Raw genomic sequence first — 20,231 nt, 5'->3', positions numbered from 1 at the left:
ACGCCGGCGGGCAGGTCGGAATTCGAAGCTGTTCACGGAGAAAGCGCGAACGAGGAATCATGACAGTGATGCTGGAGGCCACGGAACAGGCGGCCAAGCCCGGCTACAAGCCGGTGGACCTGGACCGGTACCCCGCGGTGGACGACTTCGTCCGGCGCCTCGGACTCGGGGTCTTCGACCGCGACACACTCACCGCCCCGGTCGGTCGCAACGACTGCTGGGCGGGGGTCACCGACCGGGGCCACCCCGTCTTCGTCAAGCGCCTGGTCGGCCCCGAGGACGATGTGCGCGCCAGGATGCGCAGGCTCCGGTCCTTCGAACGGTGCGCGCGGACGCTGCCCTTGGACGCGCTGCGCGGGCCCCGGCTGCTCGGCTTCGACGACGCCGGCGCCCTGGTCGCCTTCGCCCTGGTGGAAGACGCGCGCAACGGCGCGGAACTGATGGTCGACGAGGATTTCGACGGTGGCCTCGCCCGCCGGATCGGCACCGCCATCGGGCTGCTGCACGAGGCGCGGCCGGCCGGTTACGAGGAATTCGACGACTCGCCGCCCACCCAGCCTTCCGTACGCCTTCTTCACGGAATTCCGCTGCCGATGTTCGAGAACCTCAGCTTCGGTGAAACGCAGGCCTGGCGGCTCATGCAGCAGGACACGGAATTGGTCAGCGGGGTGACCCGGCTGCGCGAACACGAGAAGCGGGCTCCCAAGGTTCCTTCTCACTGCGATCTGCGCGTGGACCAGTTCCTGATCAAGGGGGACGACTTCTATGTGACCGACTGGGAGGAGTTCCGCCTTGCGGATCCCGCCCGTGACGTCGGTTCCTTCGCCGGTGAATGGCTCTACCGCTCGGTGCTGGACATCGTGACCAATCGCGGTGACGCGACGACGTTCGAGGTCGAGCTCACCCACGACATCGTGCTCAGCCGTGGCGCGGAGAAACTGGAACGACTTCTTCCGATCATCCGTGAGTTCTGGTCCGGATACCGAAAGGCACGTCCCGAGATCGACCCGGGACTGACCCACAGGGCGACCGCCTTTGCCGGATGGCATCTGCTGGACCGGCTGATGGCCGGCTCCCAGCGCAGCGCACGCCTCTCCGGCATCGAGCGTGCGGCCGCCGGCATCGGCCGCGCGGCCCTGCTCGCCCCGCACAAGTTCGCGGCCACGCTCGGCCTCGACGATTCCGAGGAGATCAGCAGATGACGGCGATCACCGCCGCCCCGGCACTGCCGGACCGGCTCGTCAGAGCGCTTCGGGACGTCCACGTCACCGACGACGCCGCCACCGTCAGGCTCGGTTCCCGAACGGTCACCTCCGACAACCCGCGTGAGATGCGCAGGCTCCTCGCCGAAGCGCTGTACGACGTGCTGCACGCCGGCCAGGACGTGGACAAGGGCGATCTGCCGCTCAATCTGCGCGACGAGAGCTTCGAGAAGCAGCTCGCCGCGGTGGTCCCGCACCGGGGCACCACCACCCGGGTACGGGCCCTCGACGCAGGTGATCACACCGTGGCCGGCGACGGACCGCTGCTCGTGGAACGGGACGGCGTCCGGGTGTGGGTTCCCCGTGACCATGTCGTGGACGGCGACCCCGCCGTCCCCGGCGGCATCCTGACCCTGCGGGTGGCCGCGCTGCGGCCCGCCCTGTCGCCCGGCTTCTTCATGGTCGACGGATCCCGCCCCAGGCCGCGCGGCGAGCGCACGCTGCGGGTGTACGTACATGTCACGGACGCCCGGCACGCGGCGCCGGTGTGGGGCCGGGTGCTCGCCCGACTGGAGTCCGACGGCGTCTCCTACCGCAGCAAGGCCCTGTCGGCCCGTGCGCTGTACCCCCGGCGTGACGCGCTGGTGGTCTATCTGACGGGCGAGGCGGCGGATGCTGCCGGCGCGGTGGCCGAGGCGGTGCGCGGTGCCGAGGGTGTGGGACGGGAAACGTCCGTGTTCACCAGCGAGTTGGCCCCGGGCGTCTCCGTCGCGGAGGAACCGGACGACCCGCGCCCGGCGATGTCGGGACTGAGCTTCGGCCAGCACCGGGCCACCGCCACCGCCCACGCCCTGCTCGACGCCGCCCGTGGCGTGGGACCGCTCGAGGAGCTGCTGGCCGAGGCGCTGCGTGAGGCCGGCGCAGACCCGGCCGCCCCGTACCGGAATCTGCCTCGCCGCTGAGAACTCCTGCCGGAGCCGGTTCCCCCCCCGTCCCGGCTCCGGCAGGAAGAACGGCCTTACGACGGCTGAGGCGGTTGCAGGGGGCGACCCAGAGCGCCCTCTGTTTTCGACTCAGCCATGTCCGGGCCGGCCGATGCCGGCCCCCGCATCCAGGAGAACACCATGCAGAACAACACCGAGATCATGGACCTCATCGCCAACTACGACGCCTACGCCGACGTCGACGAGCTGAACGTCACCGCCGCCGCGGACGCCCCGGCCACCACCCCGGTCTGCGCCGCGAGCGTCGCCAGCTCCACCTGGTGCGCCTCGGCCGCCTCGGCGATCTCCGGTGCCACCTACGAGGCCGGCTGCTGACACCGCACCTCGTGTTCCGGGCGCCGCTGCGCCCCCACCTATGACAAGTACCTGACACATAGAAGGAGTCCCCATGGACAAGACCGGTGCGATCACCGAGCTGATCGAGGGCTACGACTCGTACAGCGACGCGGAGGAGCTCAACTCCACCGCCGCCGCCGAGGCCCCGGCCACCAGTGCCCCGTGCGGCGCGGCCAGCGTCTCCTGGCTCGCCAGCCAGTTCACCGTCAAGACGTACAAGGAAGGCTGCTGACCATGGCCGACCTCCAGCAGACGGGTTCCATCAGCGAGCTCGTCGCCGGTTACGACACGTACAGCGAGGCGGGCGAGCTCGTCGCAGAGGCGGCGGCGGACGCTCCGGCGTCCACCCCGACCTGCGCGGCGGCGACCATCTCCTGGCTGGGCAGCCAGCTCACGGTGAAGACGTACAAGGAAGGCTGCTGAGCGGACGGCACCAGCCGGGCGTCCGGGCGTGGCACCGCCGCACTCGCGGCGGTCCCGCCCGGCCCCGCCCGGCACCTTCCCCGGCACGGACCCGCCCTCAGGGCGAGAAAGGCACGACACCGTCATGTCTGTCACCACAGCGGAGCGCACCGAAGGCGCGACCGGGGACGACGCGCTCCGGACCGCCCAGGAGCGCGCCCAGGAACTGATGGGGATGGCCGACCTCCTGCGTCCCGCCGCCGTCCGCACGGCGGCCACCCTGCGCCTGGCCGACCACATCGACGCCGGCGCCACCGGCACGGACGAGCTGGCGAAGCTGACCGACACACGTCCCGAACTGCTCGACATGCTGCTGCGCCACCTGGTGCGGCTGGGCATCCTCGACCGGGACGAGCACGACGGAAGCTACTCCGTCACCGGCCTCGGCTCGCCCCTGCGTGACTCCGACCCGGCCGGGCTGCGGCAGCACCTCAGCATGGACGGGCTCTTCGGCCGTACCGACCTCGCCCTGATCAACATCCTGCACACCGTGCGGACCGGAGAGCCGGCACATGCCTCCGTCTTCGGCCAGGGCTACTGGGAAACCGTCAACGAGGACCCGCGGTTCGCGGCTGCCTTCCGCAAGGAGGGCCCTCAGCAACTCGGCTGGGGCGCCGAGCTGATCCACGAGGCCTACGACTGGTCGCACGTGGGCTCGGTCACCGACGTGGGCGGCAACAACGGCACGCTCCTCATCGAACTCGCCCTGCGTAATCCGCATCTGCGCGGCCGGGTCCTCGACCTCAAGAACGCCTCCGAAGTGGCGGCACTGCGCTTCGCGGAGAGCGGACTGGACGACCGGCTCACCGCCGAGACGGGCAGCTTCTTCGACCCCATCACCCCCGGGTCCGACGTCTACCTGCTGTCCGCGATCCTGGCGGACTGGGACGACGAGCAGGCCGTCGCGATCCTGCGCCGGGTCGCCGAGGCGGCGGGCCGCGACGGCCGCGTCCTGATCGCCGACGTCAACATTCCGGTGAAGGCCGACGGTCCTGCCACGGCCGCCACCGAGCTCTACATCCGCGCCGTGATGCCGCGTCCGGTCCGCGCGGTCGCGGAGATCAAGGCCTTGGCCGCCACGGCCGGCCTGCGGCTCTCGTGGGAGGGCCCGGCCACTCCGGTCCGTTCCCTGCTGGAGTTCCGCAATGCTTGAGTTCCACGCACTGCACAAGGCCTTCGGAGAGCGGAAGGTGCTGCGCGGGCTGACGTTCGGCGTCAGGCCCGGCGAACTCTTCGGCTTCTGCGGGGCGAACGGCGCCGGCAAGACGACCGCCATGCGCATCGCCCTCGGCGTCCTCCAGGCCGACAGCGGCGAGGTCCGCCTCCAGGGCCGGCCGGTCGACGCCGCCTCCCGGGCCCGCTTCGGCTACATGCCGGAGGAGCGGGGGCTCTACGCCAAGATGACGCCGCGCGACCAGCTCGTGCACTTCGCCGTTCTGAGCGGTGTCGAGCGCTCGGTCGCACGCCGCCGCGCGGAGGAGTGGATGGAGCGGCTGGGTGTCGTGGCGGCGCCCAAGGACGCGCTGGAGAAACTGTCGCTGGGCAATCAGCAGAAGGTCCAGCTCATCGCCTCCCTCATCCACGACCCGGACGTCCTGGTGCTCGACGAGCCCTTCTCCGGACTCGACCCGGTGGCCGTCGACGCGATGGCCGATGCCCTGACGGACTTCTCTCGCCGCGGGGTTCCCGTGGTCTTCTCCAGCCATCAGCTCGACCTCGTGGAACGGCTCTGCGACCGCGTCGGCATCGTCAGGGACGGGGCTCTCGTCGCGGAAGGCACCGTCGAGGAACTGCGCTCCGGCGCCGACCGCGGACCTCTCGAGGTCGAACTGAGCGGTGCCGAGGACGACTGGTCCCGTGCTCTCGAGGGCGTCGACGGCGTCGAGGTCCTAGGGAAGCAGGGCCGTACGGTCCTGCTCCGGGTGGCGGACGGCGTGCCGGCCGCGCGGATCCTCGAAGTGGCGGGCGCCGCGGGCGAGGTCGAGCGCTTCGGGCGCCGCAGGCCGGCACTCGCCGACATCTTCCGTGAATCAGTGGGCGGTTGACCCCCATGGCACCCCAGACGATGAAACGCGACGATCACATGGCACAGCAGACGGAACAACAGCCCAAGGACCGGACCGGACGGAAGGCCGCGGACGACCGGGGCACCGGGACCGTGCAGCGGCCGGGTGACGCGGCGGGAACGGACCAGCGACGGGTGCGGGACAGCGTGCTCGTCCTCGCCATCGCGCGCAGGGAACTCGCCCAGCAGCTGACCAACAAAGCCTTCTGGATGTCGGTCGCGATCACCGCGATCATGATGGCCGTCACCTTCGGCGCCACCAGCTACTTCCAGAGCGGCGGAGGCGAACGGCCGAGCGTGGCCCTCGCCGGGGAACAGTCGGCGCTGGCGCCCGTCCTGCGCCCCCACGCCGACGTCTCCACCGCCTCCGATGCCGACGCGGCCCGGGCGGCGGTGCGTGACGGCAAGGCCGATGCCGCCGTGATCGACGGACAGGGCGGAATCGTCGTCCAGCGCGAACTGCCGGAGGAGCTGGGCCGTCTGCTCCAGGAGGCCCATCGGGCCGTCGTCCTCGACGCATCGCTGCGCGGGCACGGACTCACCGCGGCGGAGGCAGCCGAGGCCGCGGCGGTGCCGCCGCTGGCGACCACCACGCTGGACCCGGACGCCGTACGCACGATCCAGCGCACCACCACCGCGGCCACCGCCGTCTTCATCCTCTTCATGCTGATGCTGGTGTCCGGCCTCGCCGTCGCACAGGGCGTCGCGGAGGAGAAGTCCAGCCGGATCGCGGAAGTGCTGCTCGCCAAGGTCAGGGCGCGCCATCTGCTGGCAGGGAAGATCGTCGGCCTCGGCGCGTCCGCACTGGTCCAGATCCTGGTGCTGGCAACGGCCTGCCTGGGCGCGGCGGTCGCCTTCGGTCTCTTCGAGGCCCCGGCGGACGCCGTCGGTGCCGGACTGAACGTGCTGGTCTGGTTCGTCCCCGGCTACATCCTCTTCGTGACCCTCTACGCGGTGGCCGGCTCGCTCGTCTCCCGCCCCGAGGACGTCAACCACGTGGTCGGACCGGTCAACGGCATCCAGATGCTGGGGCTGATCGGTCCCGGCCTGGCGCTGGCCGGGACCACCGACTCCGCCACCGTCGAGATCCTCTCCCTTGTGCCCGGCGTCTCTTGGGCCGCCATGCCTGTCCGTATGGCATACGAGGACGTGCCCTGGTGGCAGATCGGCACGGCATTCGGTCTGATGCTCGTCACCGCCGTCGTGCTGATCCGCCTCGGCGGCCGGGTCTACGCCGGGGGACTGCTGCAGCACGGCGGGATCGTCAAGGTGAAGGACGCCCTGCGCGGCGCCCGTCTCTGACTCGCGGACTTTCGTCTCCTGCCCGAACCAGGTTCTGGATCCGGATCCGCCTGCGCAGCCGCGCCACCGTATCGACCTGGCCTGCGCTGTCGCCGCCGCGCGGCGGAAGCAACTGCCGTCAACGGCTTCGGCGCGGCCGACCCACCGGCCCGCCGGCGTGACGCCGATGCGCACCGTGCCCGACCACCGTACTGATCAGAGGAGTTGGACTGCCATGAAGCACACAGCCGGGCCCGGGGCGGCCCCCGCGGCCGAGCTGAAGGTGCTGCGGGAACTCGCCCGCGGCAACGGACTGCAACTGGCGGCCGTGGGCCTGCTCGCCCTTGTCTCCACCGGGGCGACGCTCGCTCTGCCGCTGGTCGTCGGCAAGTTGCTCGGCGCGATCCAGAGCGGGGAAGGCCTCACCGTATGGGCCGCCGTGATGGTGGCGGCAGGATTCGGGTCCGCCGCCGCGGGAGCGCTGGCCTCCTTCCTGCTCGGCCGGATGGGACAGCGGCTCATCTGCCGGCTGCGGGTACGGACCATGCGGCACTCGCTCGGCCTGCGGCTCGCCGATGCCCGGCGCGAGGGCAGCGGCAATCTCGTGGCCCGGCTCACCTCGGACGCCGCCCGGATCAAGAACCTGATCGACATCGGCCCCGTGCAGTTGCCGATGGCAGGCATCACGGTCCTCGGCACGCTGGTGGTCATGGGGCTGCTCGACTGGGTCCTGCTGCTGATCACGGTCGGCGCGTTCCTGGCCGCCGTGGGCATCATCACGCTTGTCGTAAAAGGGCTGCGCCGGAAGTACGCCGCCGTGGGCGAGGAGGTCGGCACACTCGCCCAGAGCTTCGTCGCCGCACTCGACTCCCTCACCGTCATCAAGGCGTACCGAGCCGAGGACACCGTGTCCGCGAACCTGGCGGAGCGTGCCCGGAAGGTGGCGAAGCTCGAGACCGATGCCGCCCGCATGGAGTCCTTGATGGTGCCGGTGATCAATCTCGGACAGCAGATCGCGCTGGTCGCCGTCGTCGTCGGCGGCGGTGCGCGCATGCTGGACGGACACCTCCTCCTTGCGGACTTCGTCGCCTTCCTCCTCTACCTGCTGCAGTTGACCGCCCCGCTGATCATGGCCGCGTCCGGCGTCAGCGGCATCCAGCTGGGCCTGGTGGCCCGTAAGCGTTTCGAGGACGTCTTCGCCCTGCCGGCGGAGGAGGGTACGTACTCCCCGGACGTGGCGACGGCCGCGCCCCGGTCTGCCTCCGTACAGAAGCGAGCCGTCGCCTCCGCGGAGGTTCCGGCCGTCCGCTTCGAGGATGTGGTGTTCGGTTACGAGGCCGAGCGCCCTGTGTTGCGCGGCGCCCGCTTCACCGTTCCGGGCCGGGGTCTTACCGCGGTCGTGGGTCTCTCCGGCTCGGGGAAGACCACTGTCCTGTCCCTGATCGAGCGCTTCATGGAACCCGACAGCGGTCGCATCGAGGTCCACGGCAGGGATCTGTCCGACTGGTCCCCGGCGGATCTGCGGAGCCGCATCGCCTATGTCGACCAGGCATCCACCCTCCTCCAGGAGTCCGTACGCGCCAACCTGGTTCTCGGCCGCCGGCGACCTGCCGACGACACCACCCTGTACTCGGTGCTGGACAGGGTCGGCCTGGCCGAGGACATCCGGGCGCTCCCCGACGGTCTGGACACCGTGCTCGACGGCGCCACCGGGCTGTCCGGTGGCCAGCGGCAGCGACTGGCGCTGGCCCGTGCGGTCCTTGCCGACGCGGACCTGGTCCTCCTCGACGAGCCCACGTCACATCTGGACAGCGTCAACGAGCAGAGGCTGCGGCTGGCCGTGGACCGGCTGGCGGCAGAGCGCGCCGTGGTTGTGGTCGCCCACCGGATCTCCACCATTCAGCACGCCGATCACGTGATCGTCATGGACCGGGGTGCCGTCACGGACGAGGGGGGACACGCCGCTCTTGTGGACCGCTGCCCCGCCTACGCCGAGCTCGTGGCAGGCCAGTCGCTCGGCGCGGATTTCCGCGCACCGGTCGCTGCCTGACCGACTCCCGCCCTGGCCCCCCGTCGGCTTGTTTCACGTGAAACATCGCCCGGCCGCCACCGCCCTGCCACGTTTCACGTGAAACACGGTCGGGCCGACATTGCCCCGACATCGTTCCCAGGAGCCTTCATGACCGGCACCGCCACCTCGACCGCCATGCCTCAGTACTCGGTACTGATGCCCTTCACTCCCTCGCGTCCGGAGCAGGCGCTGCCCTATGCGGCGCTCACCCAATGGACCGGGGCCCACCGCCTGTGGCAGGGCCAGTCGTCCGTCGGTGAACCGCACCAGACGTTCGCCTACATGGCCGCCTCCGGCTTCCGTGTCCCGGCCGGCACCGGAGTCACCGTGATGCCGCTGCGTCACCCGTACGAAGCCGCACTTCAAGCCCAGTCGCTGGCGGTCACCATGAACCATCCCGTGGTGGCGGGCTTCGGGCCCGGTGCCGGCATCCTGCAGAAGAACCTGCTCGGCGCCCCCTATCGCAGCCAGCTCGGCGCCTGCCGTGAGTACGTCACGGCCGTGCGGGGTCTGTTGGACGGCGAAGCGGTCGACCTGGACGGTGAGTTCTTCCGCGTCCGCGGCCGACTCCCGGTGCAGCCCCGGCCCGAGGTCGAGGTAGGGCTCGGAGTGCTGCGCCCCGGCATGGCCCGGCTTGCCGGTGAGGTCGCCGACACCGCCATCACCTGGCTCACCCCCGCCGGCTATCTGCGCGACGTGGTGGTGCCGGCGCTCGAGGAAGGCGCAGCACGCGCAGGGCGGGCGCGGCCCCGGCTGGTGGCCATGGTGCCGGTGGCCCTGGCCGCGGACGGCCGGGAACCCACGGACGTGGCACTCGCGAGCAACTCGGCCCACATGTCGCTTCCGCACTACCGGGACATGCTGCGCCGGTCCGGAATCGATGTGGACATGGAGACCGACCCTGTGGCCAGTGCCAAGGCCCTGATCGAGGGGGGCGCCTTCGTGTACGGCGGGCCGCTGGACATCGCCGAGGCCTTCGCCGAGTACCGAAGCGCCGGTGTCGACGAGATCGTCCTCAACGTCTCCGGGGTCTTCGCCACCACCGGGACCCGGACGGCCCTGAAGGAACTCGAAACACTCCTGCGCGAGGTGCTCTCATGACGCAAGCCCCGACGTGGTCCCGTCCTGCCTCCCCCGCGCGGACCCCGCTGTTCCGGACGCACACGGGTCCTGATCCTGCGTCCCCTTCCGTCGACCGTCCGTCGGCAGCGCGACCGGCGGCTGTTCCGTCGTCACAGGAGTCACCCGCGCAAGCGCCGCACGCACCTGCATTGGGCGTGGAACGGCTCCTGATGGTGAGCACCGGCTCCGCCTATGCGACCAGCCTGCCCTTCTGGCTCGACTGGCTGCGCGCCTCCTACACCGGCCTCGAAGTGTCCGTCGTTCTCACGGGCAGCGCCCGGCGCTTCGTCACCCGGCAGGCGCTCGCCCACCGGGTCGCCGGGGACGTCCTCTTCGACGAGTGGCCTGAGGACGAGGTGCACGCCCGCCATGTGGCGCTCGCCGAATGGGCCGAGGCGCTCGTCGTCTACCCGGCGACGCTCCACTACACGGCGCGCCTGGCCCTGGGCCTGGCCGACAGCCCCTCACTGCTCGCCGCCCAGTGCACCCGCGCACCGATCGCCGTGGCGCCCGCGCTGCCGCCCGGCGGTCTCGACAGTCCTGCGTTCCGTGAGCACTGGTCGCAGCTGTCGGCCCGTCCCAATGTGGTGATGGTGCCGCCCGAGCAGGGCCGCAGTCTCACCACCGGCCGTATGGAGGCATGGGTCCCACCGACCCTGCCGGAAGTGATCGAACGGCTCGAGGGCCGGCGCGTCCAGCTCGTCGACGACCACCGTGTCCACCCGGAAAGAAAGGCACTGCTGTGACGCTCCAGACCATCGAAGCGGATGCGGTGACCCGCTACGGCACCGGCCTGTTGCGCACCGAGGTCCGTCCGCTGGCCGGAGGGCTCCATCAGTGGCGCAGAACTCCCGGCCCGTACGCCCCCGCTCCGTTCGTTCCCGTGCCGCGCACGCTTCCCGTCGTGACAGGTCCCGGTGCCCGTGTCGTCTTCGGCGCGGCCGACGGCGTCGGCCGCACGTACCACCTCGAGGGGGAGCACTCCGTCGCGTATCTGCTGCTCACCGGTGGGCCCGGTGCCGTGCCGCCGCAGGCGCTGCGGGACCTCGGTACGACGCTGAGGGCGCTGCATGACGTGCCGCCGCCGGCCTCGGCCCGTGCCCACGGGTCCCGCGGGCTCGACCGGCTGGACAGCTGGCTGACCGGCCGCGCCCCCGCACCGCGCGCCGCCCAGGCCGCCGAGCAGATACGCAAGGCGCTCGGTGACCCGGCATGGGCGACGGTACGCGGATGGCACCAGCGGGTCGTCGGGGACACCTCCACGGTGCTGGCGCACGGTGCGGCCGGCCTGGGCTCGCTGATCGCCGGCTCCGACGGTTCGGCGACGCTGCTGGCCGGCGAGGACCTGAGTGTCCTCCCCTGGTACGTCGACATCGGCTGGATCATCGGCGAACTCGTCGAACTCAAGTGGCAGTTGGGCGGCGACCCCGTCGCCTGGCAGGCCCACATCGACGCCCTGTGCGAGGGGTACGGCCGTGATCCGGGCGCCGACTGGCAGTGGCTCGCGGTACTGCGCATCATGCTGCACGTCCACGACATCGCCGCGTACCTCGACGAGCCCGTGGACAGCTTCCACCAGTACGCGGACTTCCTTCGCTTCCTCATCGGCCTGCGGGGAGCGGTGACATGACGTTGCCCGCGCCGGTCGCCGCCGGCCTCGACCGTTTCACCCTGCCCAACGGACTGCGGGTCCTGCTCCAGCATCAGCCGGGCATCCCCAGGGCCGCGGTGTCCGTGCACTACGGCGTCGGATTCCGGTCCGAGCCTCCCGGCCGTGAAGGCTTCGCACACCTCTTCGAGCACCTCATGTTCCGCGGCAGCGCCAGCCTTCCCGGAGGCCGGTTCTACGACCATGTGCACCGGCTCGGCAGCCGTGCCAACGGAACCACGCACCAGGACTACACGGACTACTACCAGGTCGCCCCGGCGGAGGCCCTGGAGCAGGCGCTCTTCGCGGAGGCCGACCGGATGCGGGCCCCCCTGTTCACGGAGCACCACCTGGCCGAACAGCTGGCGGGCGTGGCGGACGAGATCCACGGCGCGACCACGGACCGGCCCTACGGCGGTCTCCCCTGGCCCCTGCTGCCCGGAGTTCTCTTCGGCCGGCACGCCAACGCCCATGACGGGTACGGCGATCCGGCCGCATTGGCGCGGACCACGATCGCGGACTGCGAGGAGTTCTTCACCGCGCACTACGCACCAGGCAACGCTGTCCTCACCGTTGTCGGCGCGGCCGAGCCGGATGCCACCCGTGCGCTGATCGAACGCCATTTCGGCGGTATTCCCGCACGGCCGCACCCGCTGCCGCCCACCCTTCACGAACCCCTTTTGACGGCGGACCGCTGGGCCAGGTACCAGGAGCCGGGAGTCAGTGCCACCGTGCTGGCCCTGGGCCACCGCCTGCCCGACCCGGAGACCGATCTGCCGGGCTATCTCGCCCACGCGGTACTGGCCGCACTGCTGAACCGCCACGGGGCGGCCGCCCTCGGCCTCCCCTCGGCTGCCGCGAGCTGCGGATTCTTCGGACCGCTGGACGCCAGGGACCCGGATCCGCTCGTGGTGACGGCCGTCCTTCCGAACGGCCGGAGCCCCGAGGACGTGGTCGGTGCGATCACGGACCGGCTGCGCACCTGGGCGGAGGATCCGGGTCTGGACGACGCCGTTCCCCGGGCGGCCCGGCTGATGGCGGTGGAGCACGAGCGCGCCCACGGGGACATCGAGACAAGGTCCCGCGCGCTCGGCCGGCTGGAGAGCCTGTTCGGCAGAGCAGAACTGCTCGAGGAGATCTCCGGGCTGATACGGGAGGTGCGGACCGATCAGGTGGCTGACGCGGCTCGTTCACTGGCGCAGCAGCCGAAGGCGGTCCTGGTCATCGAGCCCGGCGCCCGCCGCACACGCCCTGTTCCGGCACGTCCGCAGCCCTTCCGTCCGTCGTCGACCGCGGCGGGCGGATCAGCGGAGGGGGCCGGCGCGTTCCCACGCCCCGGGGCGCTGCCGGTTCCCGGCCCCGGTGGGCCGCTGGCCCCGGGACGCCTGCCCAGCCGCGCAGTGGAACTCGCCGGAGGCGCGCGTGCGGTCGCGGTCGCCGACCGCCGCTCCCCTCTGGTGGAACTGCGGTGGCGAGTGCCGCTCGGGCGGGCCGGATGGCGAAGCCCCGCCGCCGCCCGCGAACGGCTCCGTGCCGGCGCCCGGCACACGCGTGCTGCCGCGCGGGCCGAGGACTTCGGGGGATCGTTCGCGATCGCCGCCGACGGTGAATGGATCGACGTCTTTGGGCACGCACCGGCCGGACGGGCCGTCGACTGGCTGAGGGTGCTCGCCGACCTGGCGCCCGCCTTGGGCGCCGAGTGGTCGCCCCTCGACCGTCAGGGGACGCCGGCCCCGCCGCGTACCCCGGAGGAGGAGCTCGACGACCGTGTACGGGCGGAGCTGATCGAGCACGCCGCGGTCGGCGCCGGCACGCTGATCGCCGTTGGAGCACTGGACCCGGACACGCTCGTCGCTCAGGCGGCGGACGTGCTCGTGCCCTGGACCGCGGAGTGGGAGCAGTCCGCGCCCGCACCGGAAACCGCTCGGCCGCCGCACGCGCCGTACGACGGACCGCCGCGGGAACTGCACACCGTCGACGGCACTCATGTGCGGCTCCTGCTGTCCGTCACGGAGCGGCCGGTCACCGGCGCCGCCGACGAGGCGGCACGGTTCCTGGCCACCGCCGCCATGGGCGGCTTCTTCGGCGGCCGGCTCGCCGAGCGGTTCGCGGACCGCACCGTCGCGGGCTTCGAGATGTACACGGGGCGGGACACGGTCTGCGGTCTGCCACGCGCCTTTCTGCGCGGACGCGTGCCTGCCGACGCTGTGGAAGAAGCCTGGGACGGCATCCGCGCCGAGGCCGACCGGCTTGCCGCAGAGCCCTTCACGGAGCAGGAACTGCGACCCGTACGGGACTTCTGCGCCGCCCAGTTGCTCGCCGCCTTCGATTCCCCGGCCGCCCGTGCGGACCTGCTGCGACGAACGGTGTCCGCAGGAGGCGATGCCGAACTTCCCCTTCTTCTTCCCGGCTTGCTGCGTGCGGTCGCCGCCGAGGACGTATCCCGCGCGGCCGGGCGACTGTTCCTGCCGCGGGCCGTGCCGGCGGCCGCCCACTGAGGTGCGGACGACGAACAGCGCCACCGGGTCCGTCGGGACCCGGTGGCGCCGGAAGCGGGAACGTGGAGCGAAGACGACGGGTGGGGGGTCAGGAGTGGCCGGGTCGGGTGACGTTGCGGTCCGCCTGGCGGCCCAGGACCACGGTCAGGGCGAGTGCCACCAGACCGGCGACGCTCGCCGCGCCGGTGAGGTCGGTACCCAGGCCGAGTCCGAGGCCGACCGCCGTGACCAGCCCGAGCAGTACGAGATAGAGGCCGAAGAGGTTGCGCGAACCGGTCGCGGAGAGAGCCTTCGTGGCGGCGCTGCCACGGCTGCGGGACGCGGCCCAGGTCAGCAGGGTGGGACCGAGGACGGCACCGGCGATCGGGCCGGCGGGCACGAGGCTGCCGCCGATGTCGATGCAGACGAAGGCGACGGCGAGCGACGCGCCGAGCCCCGGGTAGTACCACCAGGGACTCCTGCCGGAGGAGGCGTCCTGTCGGCCGTCACCGGTGCCGTGTGGGGGGTGCACTGATTCGTTTGCCATGCACAGAAAGCTAGTTGGGCCCGCACCGGGCAGACAGCCGCGGCGGCTGCAGGATCATGGCACCCCGCTGCAGCATGCTGTCAGCGAGGGGACCTCCCCACGGCTCACCCGGGTGCCAGGCTCACCCTGATCCCCACGCACGGGCGGGGGACAGGACGACGGGGGACATGACGGCTCATGCGAGCTCTACCGGGAGGAACCAATGAAGGACGACGGGTCGGCCGCAGCGCCGCCGGGCACCGCTGAACAGCTGTTGTTCACGGTGTTCAGGACCGACGAGAACGCCGCGCCGGGACAGACGACGGCGATCCGGCTCATCGGGCTGCTGCCCGCCGACTCGGCGTGCGTGTCGACGGTGGGCAACAGCGAGATCGCCCTGGGCATCCTCCTCGGCTCCGTCCCCGGCACCCCCGAGGAGATCCGCACGCGGCTGGAGGCGGTGCTCACGGACAGCGCGCTGACCGGGTGGTCCATCCGCCCGTCCTGAAAACCGGCCTGGAAGGCCCTGTCCTCGAAGGCCCGCAGCGGCGGGCCCGGCGGGTGCCGGGCCACTCCGCCGCCGCGGCCCACGGATCAGACCCAGCCCCGCTCCCGCGCAAGCAGTGCCGCCTGCGCGCGGCTGCCGGCGCCGAGGATGCGGAGCAGGTCGGCGATGTGCCGCCGATACGTCCGCACGGAGATCTTCAGCTCCCTTGCGCCGACCTCGTCCTTCTCCACGCGGCACATGGACTCCAGCACCAGGCGTTCCGTCTCGGACAGTCCCCCGCTGGTGGTGTCCGTCGGATCGGTGAGCTCGGCCAAGGGCTGGGCCTGGTCCCAGATCTTCTCGAACAGCGCCAGGATGTTGGCGACGAGCCCGGTCTCCCGGGCCATCAGCGCGCCCCGCGCCGTGTCCGACGGATCCAGCGGGACGAGCGCCGTACGCCGGTCGAAGACGATGATGCGCTCCGTCACCTCCTCGGTCACCCGGATCTCGGCACCGTGCGCGGCGATCTCCCGCAGGTAGGCGAGGGTCGGCGGATCGTCGAGGGCCTCTTTGATGACGATGTTCCGGATGCGCAGGCCCCGCCGCAGACAGCGCAGGTCCAGCGGGCGCGAGTGGGCGATGCTGTCGGCGGTCAGTGCGGTGTAGGGGTCGACGGACAGCACCTCCTCACGGGCGAAGAAGGCCAGGTCGTCCAGTCGGCTGCGGATCTGCGGAATGCTCTCCATCCGCTCCACGCTCTGCGGCGGGAGTGCGTGCACCCCTTGTTCGGCGCAGAGGGACGCCGTCAAGTGGCGGGCCTGGGTGACGGCTTGCAACTCCTGGTGCAGTTCCCGCAGACGTACGTCGATCAGCTGATCGACCGCCGTGGCGGGGTCCGCCGCGGACAGGGTCGGGCCGCCTTCGCCTTCCGTGGATCTCAGCAGACGCAGTTCGCACAGCCGGTCCCTGGCGGCCGCCGCGGACTCGAGCGAGGTGTGGAACAGAAGGTGGATGTCGTCCGCGGAAGTGTCGGGATTTCGCAGGAAGTGCCGGTAGATCGACTCTTCCAGTGCGGAGATCCCCAGGACGGACAGGTCGTTGACGGTCAAATCTTGCTCCCCGGTTTTCTGCCGGCGCGCCTGGTCAGGTGGCGTGCGCGGCGTTGGGGCTGATCGTAATGGGATAGCAAAGTAGGCATGTAGCCCCCGTAGCGGCGGGACCCGCGTCTGTCGAATCGGATCACGGCGCTTCTTCCGCACCCGTGTTGCGTCCTGAAGGGGGATCAGTCCGGCTCGGGAACACACCCGTTGACCCGGAGCCGCCTGTCGAAGGATCGGCGGATACAGGCCCCATGGATCCGCTGACCTGCGCGTTCGCTGTGTGGGGCGTGGTGGCGGAAGGCAATGGACGACCTCGGGCGCCTGCGCAACTCGGGGTCCGTGCCACGGCCCGCTGGACCATCCGGGTGGTGTTCATCAGAAGAACTGCGCAGCGTCGGCGTCGCTCCCCCACTTCTCGGAATGCGTCCACATCATGAGGAAGGTATGTAAAACGCTCAACCCGAAAGCGAGGGGTCATGGCCACCTTCAAGGTCAGGAATCTGTGGAACGCGTTCATCACCGCGTTCTTTGCACTGCTTGCCTCGGTGGGGCTCACCACCGCCGCCGCGACGGCCGCCACGGCGCAGCCGGCCGCGCAGTCTCCCGAGGAGCCGGCCGAGGCGGCCCGTCCGAAGGCGCTGCGCCCGACGGTTCCCGCACAGACCAGGCGACAGCTCACACGGCCGGCGCCCACGGTGCGCGACCGGTCGCTGCCGCCCACGATGAAGCAGCGCATCAGCGCCGAGGCACACGGGTCGTCTCCCGCTGTGAGGCATCTGCCGGCGCTCGACACGAGTGGCGGGTATCCGGTCGCACCGTACGTGGGCGCATCCGGCGCCGCTGCTTCCCCCGGTGTCTCCTCGGCAGCCGCCCCGGTCCCCGCGGTGTCGTCCCCCGCGGCTCCCGCCCACGAGGCGGCTTCCGCCGCCCACCTCGGTGACGGCCCGTCGACGAGCAGCCCCACAGGCGCCGACGCTCAGGCCGACAACCGGACCGCTGCTTCGGCCGCCGCCCCGGCCGCTCCGTCCGCCGACTCCTCGGCCGGTTCCTCCGGCGGTTCCTCCGCCCCGGCTCCCGCCGGCACCTCTGCCGCGTCCGCCACGGTTTCACCCCGCGCCCTCTCGGCCGTCCCCGCCGGTTCTCCGGCGGACGCCCCCGAAGACTCCGCCGTCGTGCTCACGGCCGATTTCTCCGCGGCGCGCGGCGACCAGGGCGACGGCCCCGCCCTCCTCGCAGCATGAGGCGCCGGGAGCGTCATCCACTCCCGGCGCCTGACGTAACAAGACGGACAAGCCGTCAGCGGCGGTCCTCGTCGCCCGCCTCGGCCTCGTCCTGCTTCACCTGGACGTCAGGGTCCAGACCGGCCTGGGTGCTGCCGTCGACCGAAGTCAGCGGGGCACGGTCGGAGACCTCCGTCGCAGCGGGCGGTTCCACCAGCCAGTCCGGATTGGCCTGCTTGTCCCACCACTTCCACGCGGCGAAAGCTCCGCCGGCCAGAATGCCGAGGGCCGCGAGACCCTTGGCGAGACGACCGGCCTTCGACCGCCGCTCGTGCTTCCTCACAAGCTTCTGAATCTCCTTGGCCGTCACCTGACCGCGCAGCGCGGCCAGAGCGGCAGCCGAACGGGCCGTAGCCTCCTCACGAACAGGCTGAGCCACGGCCATCGCGTGCTCGACACGCGGGACGGTGAAGTCGGCCGCCTGACGGGCGGCCCTCCTGGCCTGTACCGCGGCGCGGCGCGCGGCCACATCGACTTTCGGCGGTACGTGTGGTGCGACACGACTGCCGTACTGAACACGGGCCGCGGTAGCGGCCTGCGAAACCTTCGGCGCGAGCCGTACGCGGGCCTCGTGCGCATAGTGCGCGGCCTGGTCCTTGGCCGTGCCGGCGTAAGGCGCCACCACGTCCGCGGCGTGCAGCACGCTGTCCTTCGCCGTACCGGTCGCGGCGCGCACGCTGTCCATGCGGGTCACGGGATCCTCCTCCTCGGTGGCGTTCTGAGGGTGATCGGGGTTGTCCCCAGTTGGGGTACAGTCCCGCCTTTCCACCCGATTGAAAATCATGCCCGTTGAACGCCGCCCCGGCATGCGGGGCGGGCATCCGGGTCATGCCGGGAGCTTGTGGACGACGATGCCACTGTTCCACCCGAAACGCGCCGCTCGGTCGTCGACCTGGCGGCATTTCTCCGTGAGCGGCTCTTCCGTGCAAGGATCGGGAGACGTCACAGAAGACTTACGGAAGGCAGATCGTGGCCGAGCAGCTTTACGCCACCCTGAAGACCAGCCAAGGCGACATCGAGATCCGGCTTCTGCCGAACCACGCGCCCAAGACGGTCAAGAACTTCATCGAGCTCGCGCAGGGCAAGAGGGAGTGGATCAACCCGGCGACCGGCAAGAAGTCCACGGACAGGCTGTACGACGGCACCGTCTTCCACCGCGTGATCAGCGGCTTCATGATCCAGGGCGGCGACCCGCTGGGCAACGGCACCGGCGGCCCGGGCTACGAGTTCCAGGACGAGTTCCACCCGGACCTGGCCTTCGACAAGCCGTACCTGCTGGCCATGGCCAACGCGGGCCCGGGGACCAACGGTTCCCAGTTCTTCATCACCGTGGCTCCCACCGCGTGGCTGACGCGCAAGCACACCATCTTCGGTGAGGTCAGCACCGAGGCGGGCAAGAAGGTCGTCGACGCGATCGTCGGCACCCCGACGAACCCGCGCACCGACCGGCCCGTCGAGGACGTCGTGATCGAGTCCGTCGTCGTCGAGACGCGCTGAAGCCGGCCGCGGCCTTTTTCCACAGGGGAACCTTTGCGCCCCGTCCATCCGTAAGGATGGGCGGGGCGACGTCGTGAGCCCAGATTGGTGAGGTGATCCCATGGACCAGGCGCCAGGCGGTCCGCAGGAGCCGCGGGACGCCCACGGCCTGCCCAGCTGCTACCGCCACCCCGGCCGGGAGACGGGCATCACGTGCACCCGCTGCGAGCGGCCGATCTGCACGGACTGCATGGTCGACGCGTCGGTCGGGTTCCACTGCCCGGAGTGTGTCCGCACCGGTTCCGGTACGGGACACCGTCCGAACGCGACCCGGCCGCGGACCATCGCCGGTGGTGCGATCGCGGCCGACCCCCGGCTGATCACGAAAATCATCCTGGCCCTTAACATCGCCGTGTTCGGTCTGGCGCTCGGGCTCGAGGACGAGTTCGTCAACCGGTTCACGATGATCGGCTACGCGTACGACCCGAGCCTCGCGGAGGTCGTAGGGGTCGCGGACGGTGAGTGGTACCGCCTGGCCACGGCGATGTTCCTGCACGAGACCACCTGGCACATCTTCTTCAACATGCTGCTGCTGTGGTGGCTGGGCGGTCCGCTGGAGGAGGCGCTCGGGCGGGTGCGCTACCTCGCGCTGTATCTGATCTCGGGCCTGGCCGGCAGCGCCTTCACGTACTTGATCGAGTCACCGGCCCAGGGCTCGCTGGGCGCCTCCGGCGCGATCTACGGCCTGCTCGGCGCCACCGTGGTGCTGATGCGCAGGATGCGGCAGGACCTGCGTCCGATCATGGTGCTCATCGCGATCAACCTGGTCATCACGTTCTACTGGGCGGGCATCGCCTGGCAGGCGCACATCGGTGGCCTGGTGGCGGGAGTCGTGATCGCCTACGGCCTGGTGCACGCACCGCAGGGAAAGCGCCGCAACGCCGTGCAGTCCGCCGTCTGCGCTGGGGTCGTGCTCCTCTGCGTCGTCGCCGTCGTGGCGAGGACCGCCGCCATCACATGACCTGACAGCAACGGGAGTGGAGCTTTCCCCAGAGTTGTCCACAGCGTGTGGCGGATCTTGTGCATCGTGTGTGGAACAAGCGTGCCCCTTGTCCCTGACCTGGGTTTTTCCAGGGGCGACAAGGGGCGGACCGCTTCAGGGGCCCGGTCGACGCAGTCACATCGGCGTCAACGGGCCGAGAGTTATCCACAGATCTTCTGACCTTTTCCCCGGCCTGTGGAAAACGGTGTGGACAACTGGGGACCCGGCTCGTGTGCCCGGCTGCGGAGCAGTTACTTCCACTGGGTCGAGACGCCGAACCCCGCGGCGATGAACCCGAAGCCGGCGACGATGTTCCAGTTACCGAAGCTGCTGATCGGCAGGTCGCCCTCTGTCACGTAGAACAGGACGATCCAAGCGAGTCCGATCAGGAACAGGGCGAGCATCACCGGCGCGACCCAGCTGCGGTTGGTGAGCTTTATGGTCGCCGCCTGCTTCGCGGCCGGAGGCGGCGTGAAGTCGGCCTTCTTGCGGATACGTGACTTCGGCACGAGGGACTCTCCTGTCGATGCGCTGCGTTACCGCGCAGGGAACTAACTGTGGCTGGCGCCGGGGCCGGAGCCAGGGGGGCCACTGCCGCCCCCGGGCGTCCGTTAGCGTAGTGCTTCCGCGGTGCCGAAGGAGATAAGGGTAC

The 20,231-nt window shown here is 70.8% G+C and carries 20 protein-coding genes and 1 pseudogene; 17 read left to right on the top strand and 4 right to left on the bottom strand.

What is annotated here, in order from left to right:
* Positions 1-59: 59 nt before the first annotated feature.
* From lxmK to SPRI_RS18510, 13 genes are all read left to right on the top strand, one after another.
* Entirely contained in the window at positions 60-1,202 is a 1,143-nt protein-coding gene (gene lxmK, locus SPRI_RS18570) for a class V lanthionine synthetase subunit LxmK (protein ID WP_106428436.1), read from the top strand.
* A complete protein-coding gene (locus SPRI_RS18565) occupies positions 1,199-2,164 on the top strand; it encodes a T3SS effector HopA1 family protein (RefSeq protein ID WP_050791524.1) in 966 nt (321 codons plus the stop codon). Before lxmK ends, SPRI_RS18565 begins: the two co-directional genes overlap by 4 nt.
* Before the next feature lie 162 nt (positions 2,165-2,326).
* The gene (locus SPRI_RS18560) at positions 2,327-2,521 is read left to right on the top strand and encodes an LxmA leader domain family RiPP (RefSeq protein WP_037774183.1); all 195 of its coding nucleotides are present in this window, start codon (positions 2,327-2,329) and stop codon (positions 2,519-2,521) included.
* A 73-nt stretch (positions 2,522-2,594) separates the two neighbouring features.
* Positions 2,595-2,774: an LxmA leader domain family RiPP gene (locus SPRI_RS18555; RefSeq protein ID WP_005314921.1), complete on the top strand. Its 180-nt coding sequence runs from the start codon at positions 2,595-2,597 to the stop codon at positions 2,772-2,774.
* A gap of 2 nt (positions 2,775-2,776) precedes the next feature.
* The gene (locus SPRI_RS18550) at positions 2,777-2,965 is read left to right on the top strand and encodes an LxmA leader domain family RiPP (RefSeq protein ID WP_005314919.1); all 189 of its coding nucleotides are present in this window, start codon (positions 2,777-2,779) and stop codon (positions 2,963-2,965) included.
* 124 nt (positions 2,966-3,089) lie between these two features.
* Positions 3,090-4,157 (top strand): methyltransferase, encoded by a 1,068-nt coding sequence (locus tag SPRI_RS18545; RefSeq protein WP_234020399.1) that lies wholly within the window; start codon positions 3,090-3,092, stop codon positions 4,155-4,157.
* Positions 4,150-5,049, top strand: a complete 900-nt coding sequence (locus SPRI_RS18540; protein WP_005314916.1) for an ABC transporter ATP-binding protein — start codon at positions 4,150-4,152, stop codon at positions 5,047-5,049. Before SPRI_RS18545 ends, SPRI_RS18540 begins: the two co-directional genes overlap by 8 nt.
* A gap of 5 nt (positions 5,050-5,054) precedes the next feature.
* Entirely contained in the window at positions 5,055-6,371 is a 1,317-nt protein-coding gene (locus SPRI_RS18535; protein ID WP_078535297.1) for an ABC transporter permease, read from the top strand.
* 214 nt (positions 6,372-6,585) lie between these two features.
* Positions 6,586-8,400 carry an ABC transporter ATP-binding protein gene (locus SPRI_RS18530; RefSeq protein ID WP_005314911.1) on the top strand — a complete coding sequence of 605 codons (1,815 nt, stop codon included), beginning with the start codon at positions 6,586-6,588 and terminating at the stop codon, positions 8,398-8,400.
* A gap of 129 nt (positions 8,401-8,529) precedes the next feature.
* The gene (locus SPRI_RS18525; protein ID WP_005314909.1) at positions 8,530-9,522 is read left to right on the top strand and encodes an LLM class flavin-dependent oxidoreductase; all 993 of its coding nucleotides are present in this window, start codon (positions 8,530-8,532) and stop codon (positions 9,520-9,522) included.
* A 191-nt stretch (positions 9,523-9,713) separates the two neighbouring features.
* Positions 9,714-10,289, top strand: coding sequence for a flavoprotein (locus SPRI_RS18520; protein WP_106428545.1), 576 nt, complete (start codon positions 9,714-9,716; stop codon positions 10,287-10,289).
* Positions 10,286-11,173 (top strand): phosphotransferase, encoded by an 888-nt coding sequence (locus SPRI_RS18515; RefSeq protein ID WP_050791523.1) that lies wholly within the window; start codon positions 10,286-10,288, stop codon positions 11,171-11,173. The genes SPRI_RS18520 and SPRI_RS18515 overlap by 4 nt, the downstream gene beginning before the upstream one ends.
* Positions 11,170-13,689, top strand: a complete 2,520-nt coding sequence (locus tag SPRI_RS18510; RefSeq protein ID WP_005314903.1) for a M16 family metallopeptidase — start codon at positions 11,170-11,172, stop codon at positions 13,687-13,689. The genes SPRI_RS18515 and SPRI_RS18510 overlap by 4 nt, the downstream gene beginning before the upstream one ends.
* An 88-nt stretch (positions 13,690-13,777) precedes the next feature.
* Here the strand turns inward: SPRI_RS18510 and SPRI_RS18505 are convergent, their stop codons facing one another.
* The gene (locus SPRI_RS18505; RefSeq protein ID WP_005314901.1) at positions 13,778-14,215 is read right to left on the bottom strand and encodes a hypothetical protein; all 438 of its coding nucleotides are present in this window, start codon (positions 14,213-14,215) and stop codon (positions 13,778-13,780) included.
* A gap of 202 nt (positions 14,216-14,417) precedes the next feature.
* Between SPRI_RS18505 and SPRI_RS18500 the strand changes: the two genes are divergently transcribed.
* Positions 14,418-14,702: a hypothetical protein gene (locus tag SPRI_RS18500; protein WP_005314899.1), complete on the top strand. Its 285-nt coding sequence runs from the start codon at positions 14,418-14,420 to the stop codon at positions 14,700-14,702.
* Positions 14,703-14,788: 86 nt separating this feature from the next.
* Here the strand turns inward: SPRI_RS18500 and SPRI_RS18495 are convergent, their stop codons facing one another.
* Positions 14,789-15,790, bottom strand: a complete 1,002-nt coding sequence (locus tag SPRI_RS18495; RefSeq protein ID WP_005314895.1) for a helix-turn-helix domain-containing protein — start codon at positions 15,788-15,790, stop codon at positions 14,789-14,791.
* Positions 15,791-16,257: 467 nt separating this feature from the next.
* On the opposite strand from SPRI_RS18495, the pseudogene SPRI_RS39410 reads away from it, so the two are divergent.
* Positions 16,258-16,662, top strand: a pseudogene (locus SPRI_RS39410) (DUF6344 domain-containing protein); the annotation flags it as partial.
* A gap of 415 nt (positions 16,663-17,077) precedes the next feature.
* Here the strand turns inward: SPRI_RS39410 and SPRI_RS18485 are convergent.
* Complete coding sequence (locus tag SPRI_RS18485; RefSeq protein ID WP_053557106.1) at positions 17,078-17,755, bottom strand: DUF5324 family protein; 678 nt, start codon at positions 17,753-17,755, stop codon at positions 17,078-17,080.
* A 275-nt stretch (positions 17,756-18,030) separates the two neighbouring features.
* On the opposite strand from SPRI_RS18485, the gene SPRI_RS18480 reads away from it, so the two are divergent.
* Together SPRI_RS18480 and SPRI_RS18475 are read left to right on the top strand one after the other, a co-directional pair.
* The gene (locus SPRI_RS18480) at positions 18,031-18,558 is read left to right on the top strand and encodes a peptidylprolyl isomerase (RefSeq protein WP_053557105.1); all 528 of its coding nucleotides are present in this window, start codon (positions 18,031-18,033) and stop codon (positions 18,556-18,558) included.
* A 100-nt stretch (positions 18,559-18,658) separates the two neighbouring features.
* Positions 18,659-19,558 carry a rhomboid family intramembrane serine protease gene (locus SPRI_RS18475; RefSeq protein WP_005314887.1) on the top strand — a complete coding sequence of 300 codons (900 nt, stop codon included), beginning with the start codon at positions 18,659-18,661 and terminating at the stop codon, positions 19,556-19,558.
* Positions 19,559-19,830: 272 nt separating this feature from the next.
* Here SPRI_RS18475 and crgA read toward each other — a convergent pair whose 3' ends face one another.
* A complete protein-coding gene (gene crgA, locus SPRI_RS18470; protein ID WP_005314883.1) occupies positions 19,831-20,088 on the bottom strand; it encodes a cell division protein CrgA in 258 nt (85 codons plus the stop codon).
* Positions 20,089-20,231: the final 143 nt, after the last annotated feature.

The sequence above is a fragment of the Streptomyces pristinaespiralis genome, assembly GCF_001278075.1.
GTDB lineage: Bacteria > Actinomycetota > Actinomycetes > Streptomycetales > Streptomycetaceae > Streptomyces > Streptomyces pristinaespiralis.
Note: the sequence above shows the minus strand (reverse complement) of the source record. Positions and strands in the feature narration are given on the sequence as shown.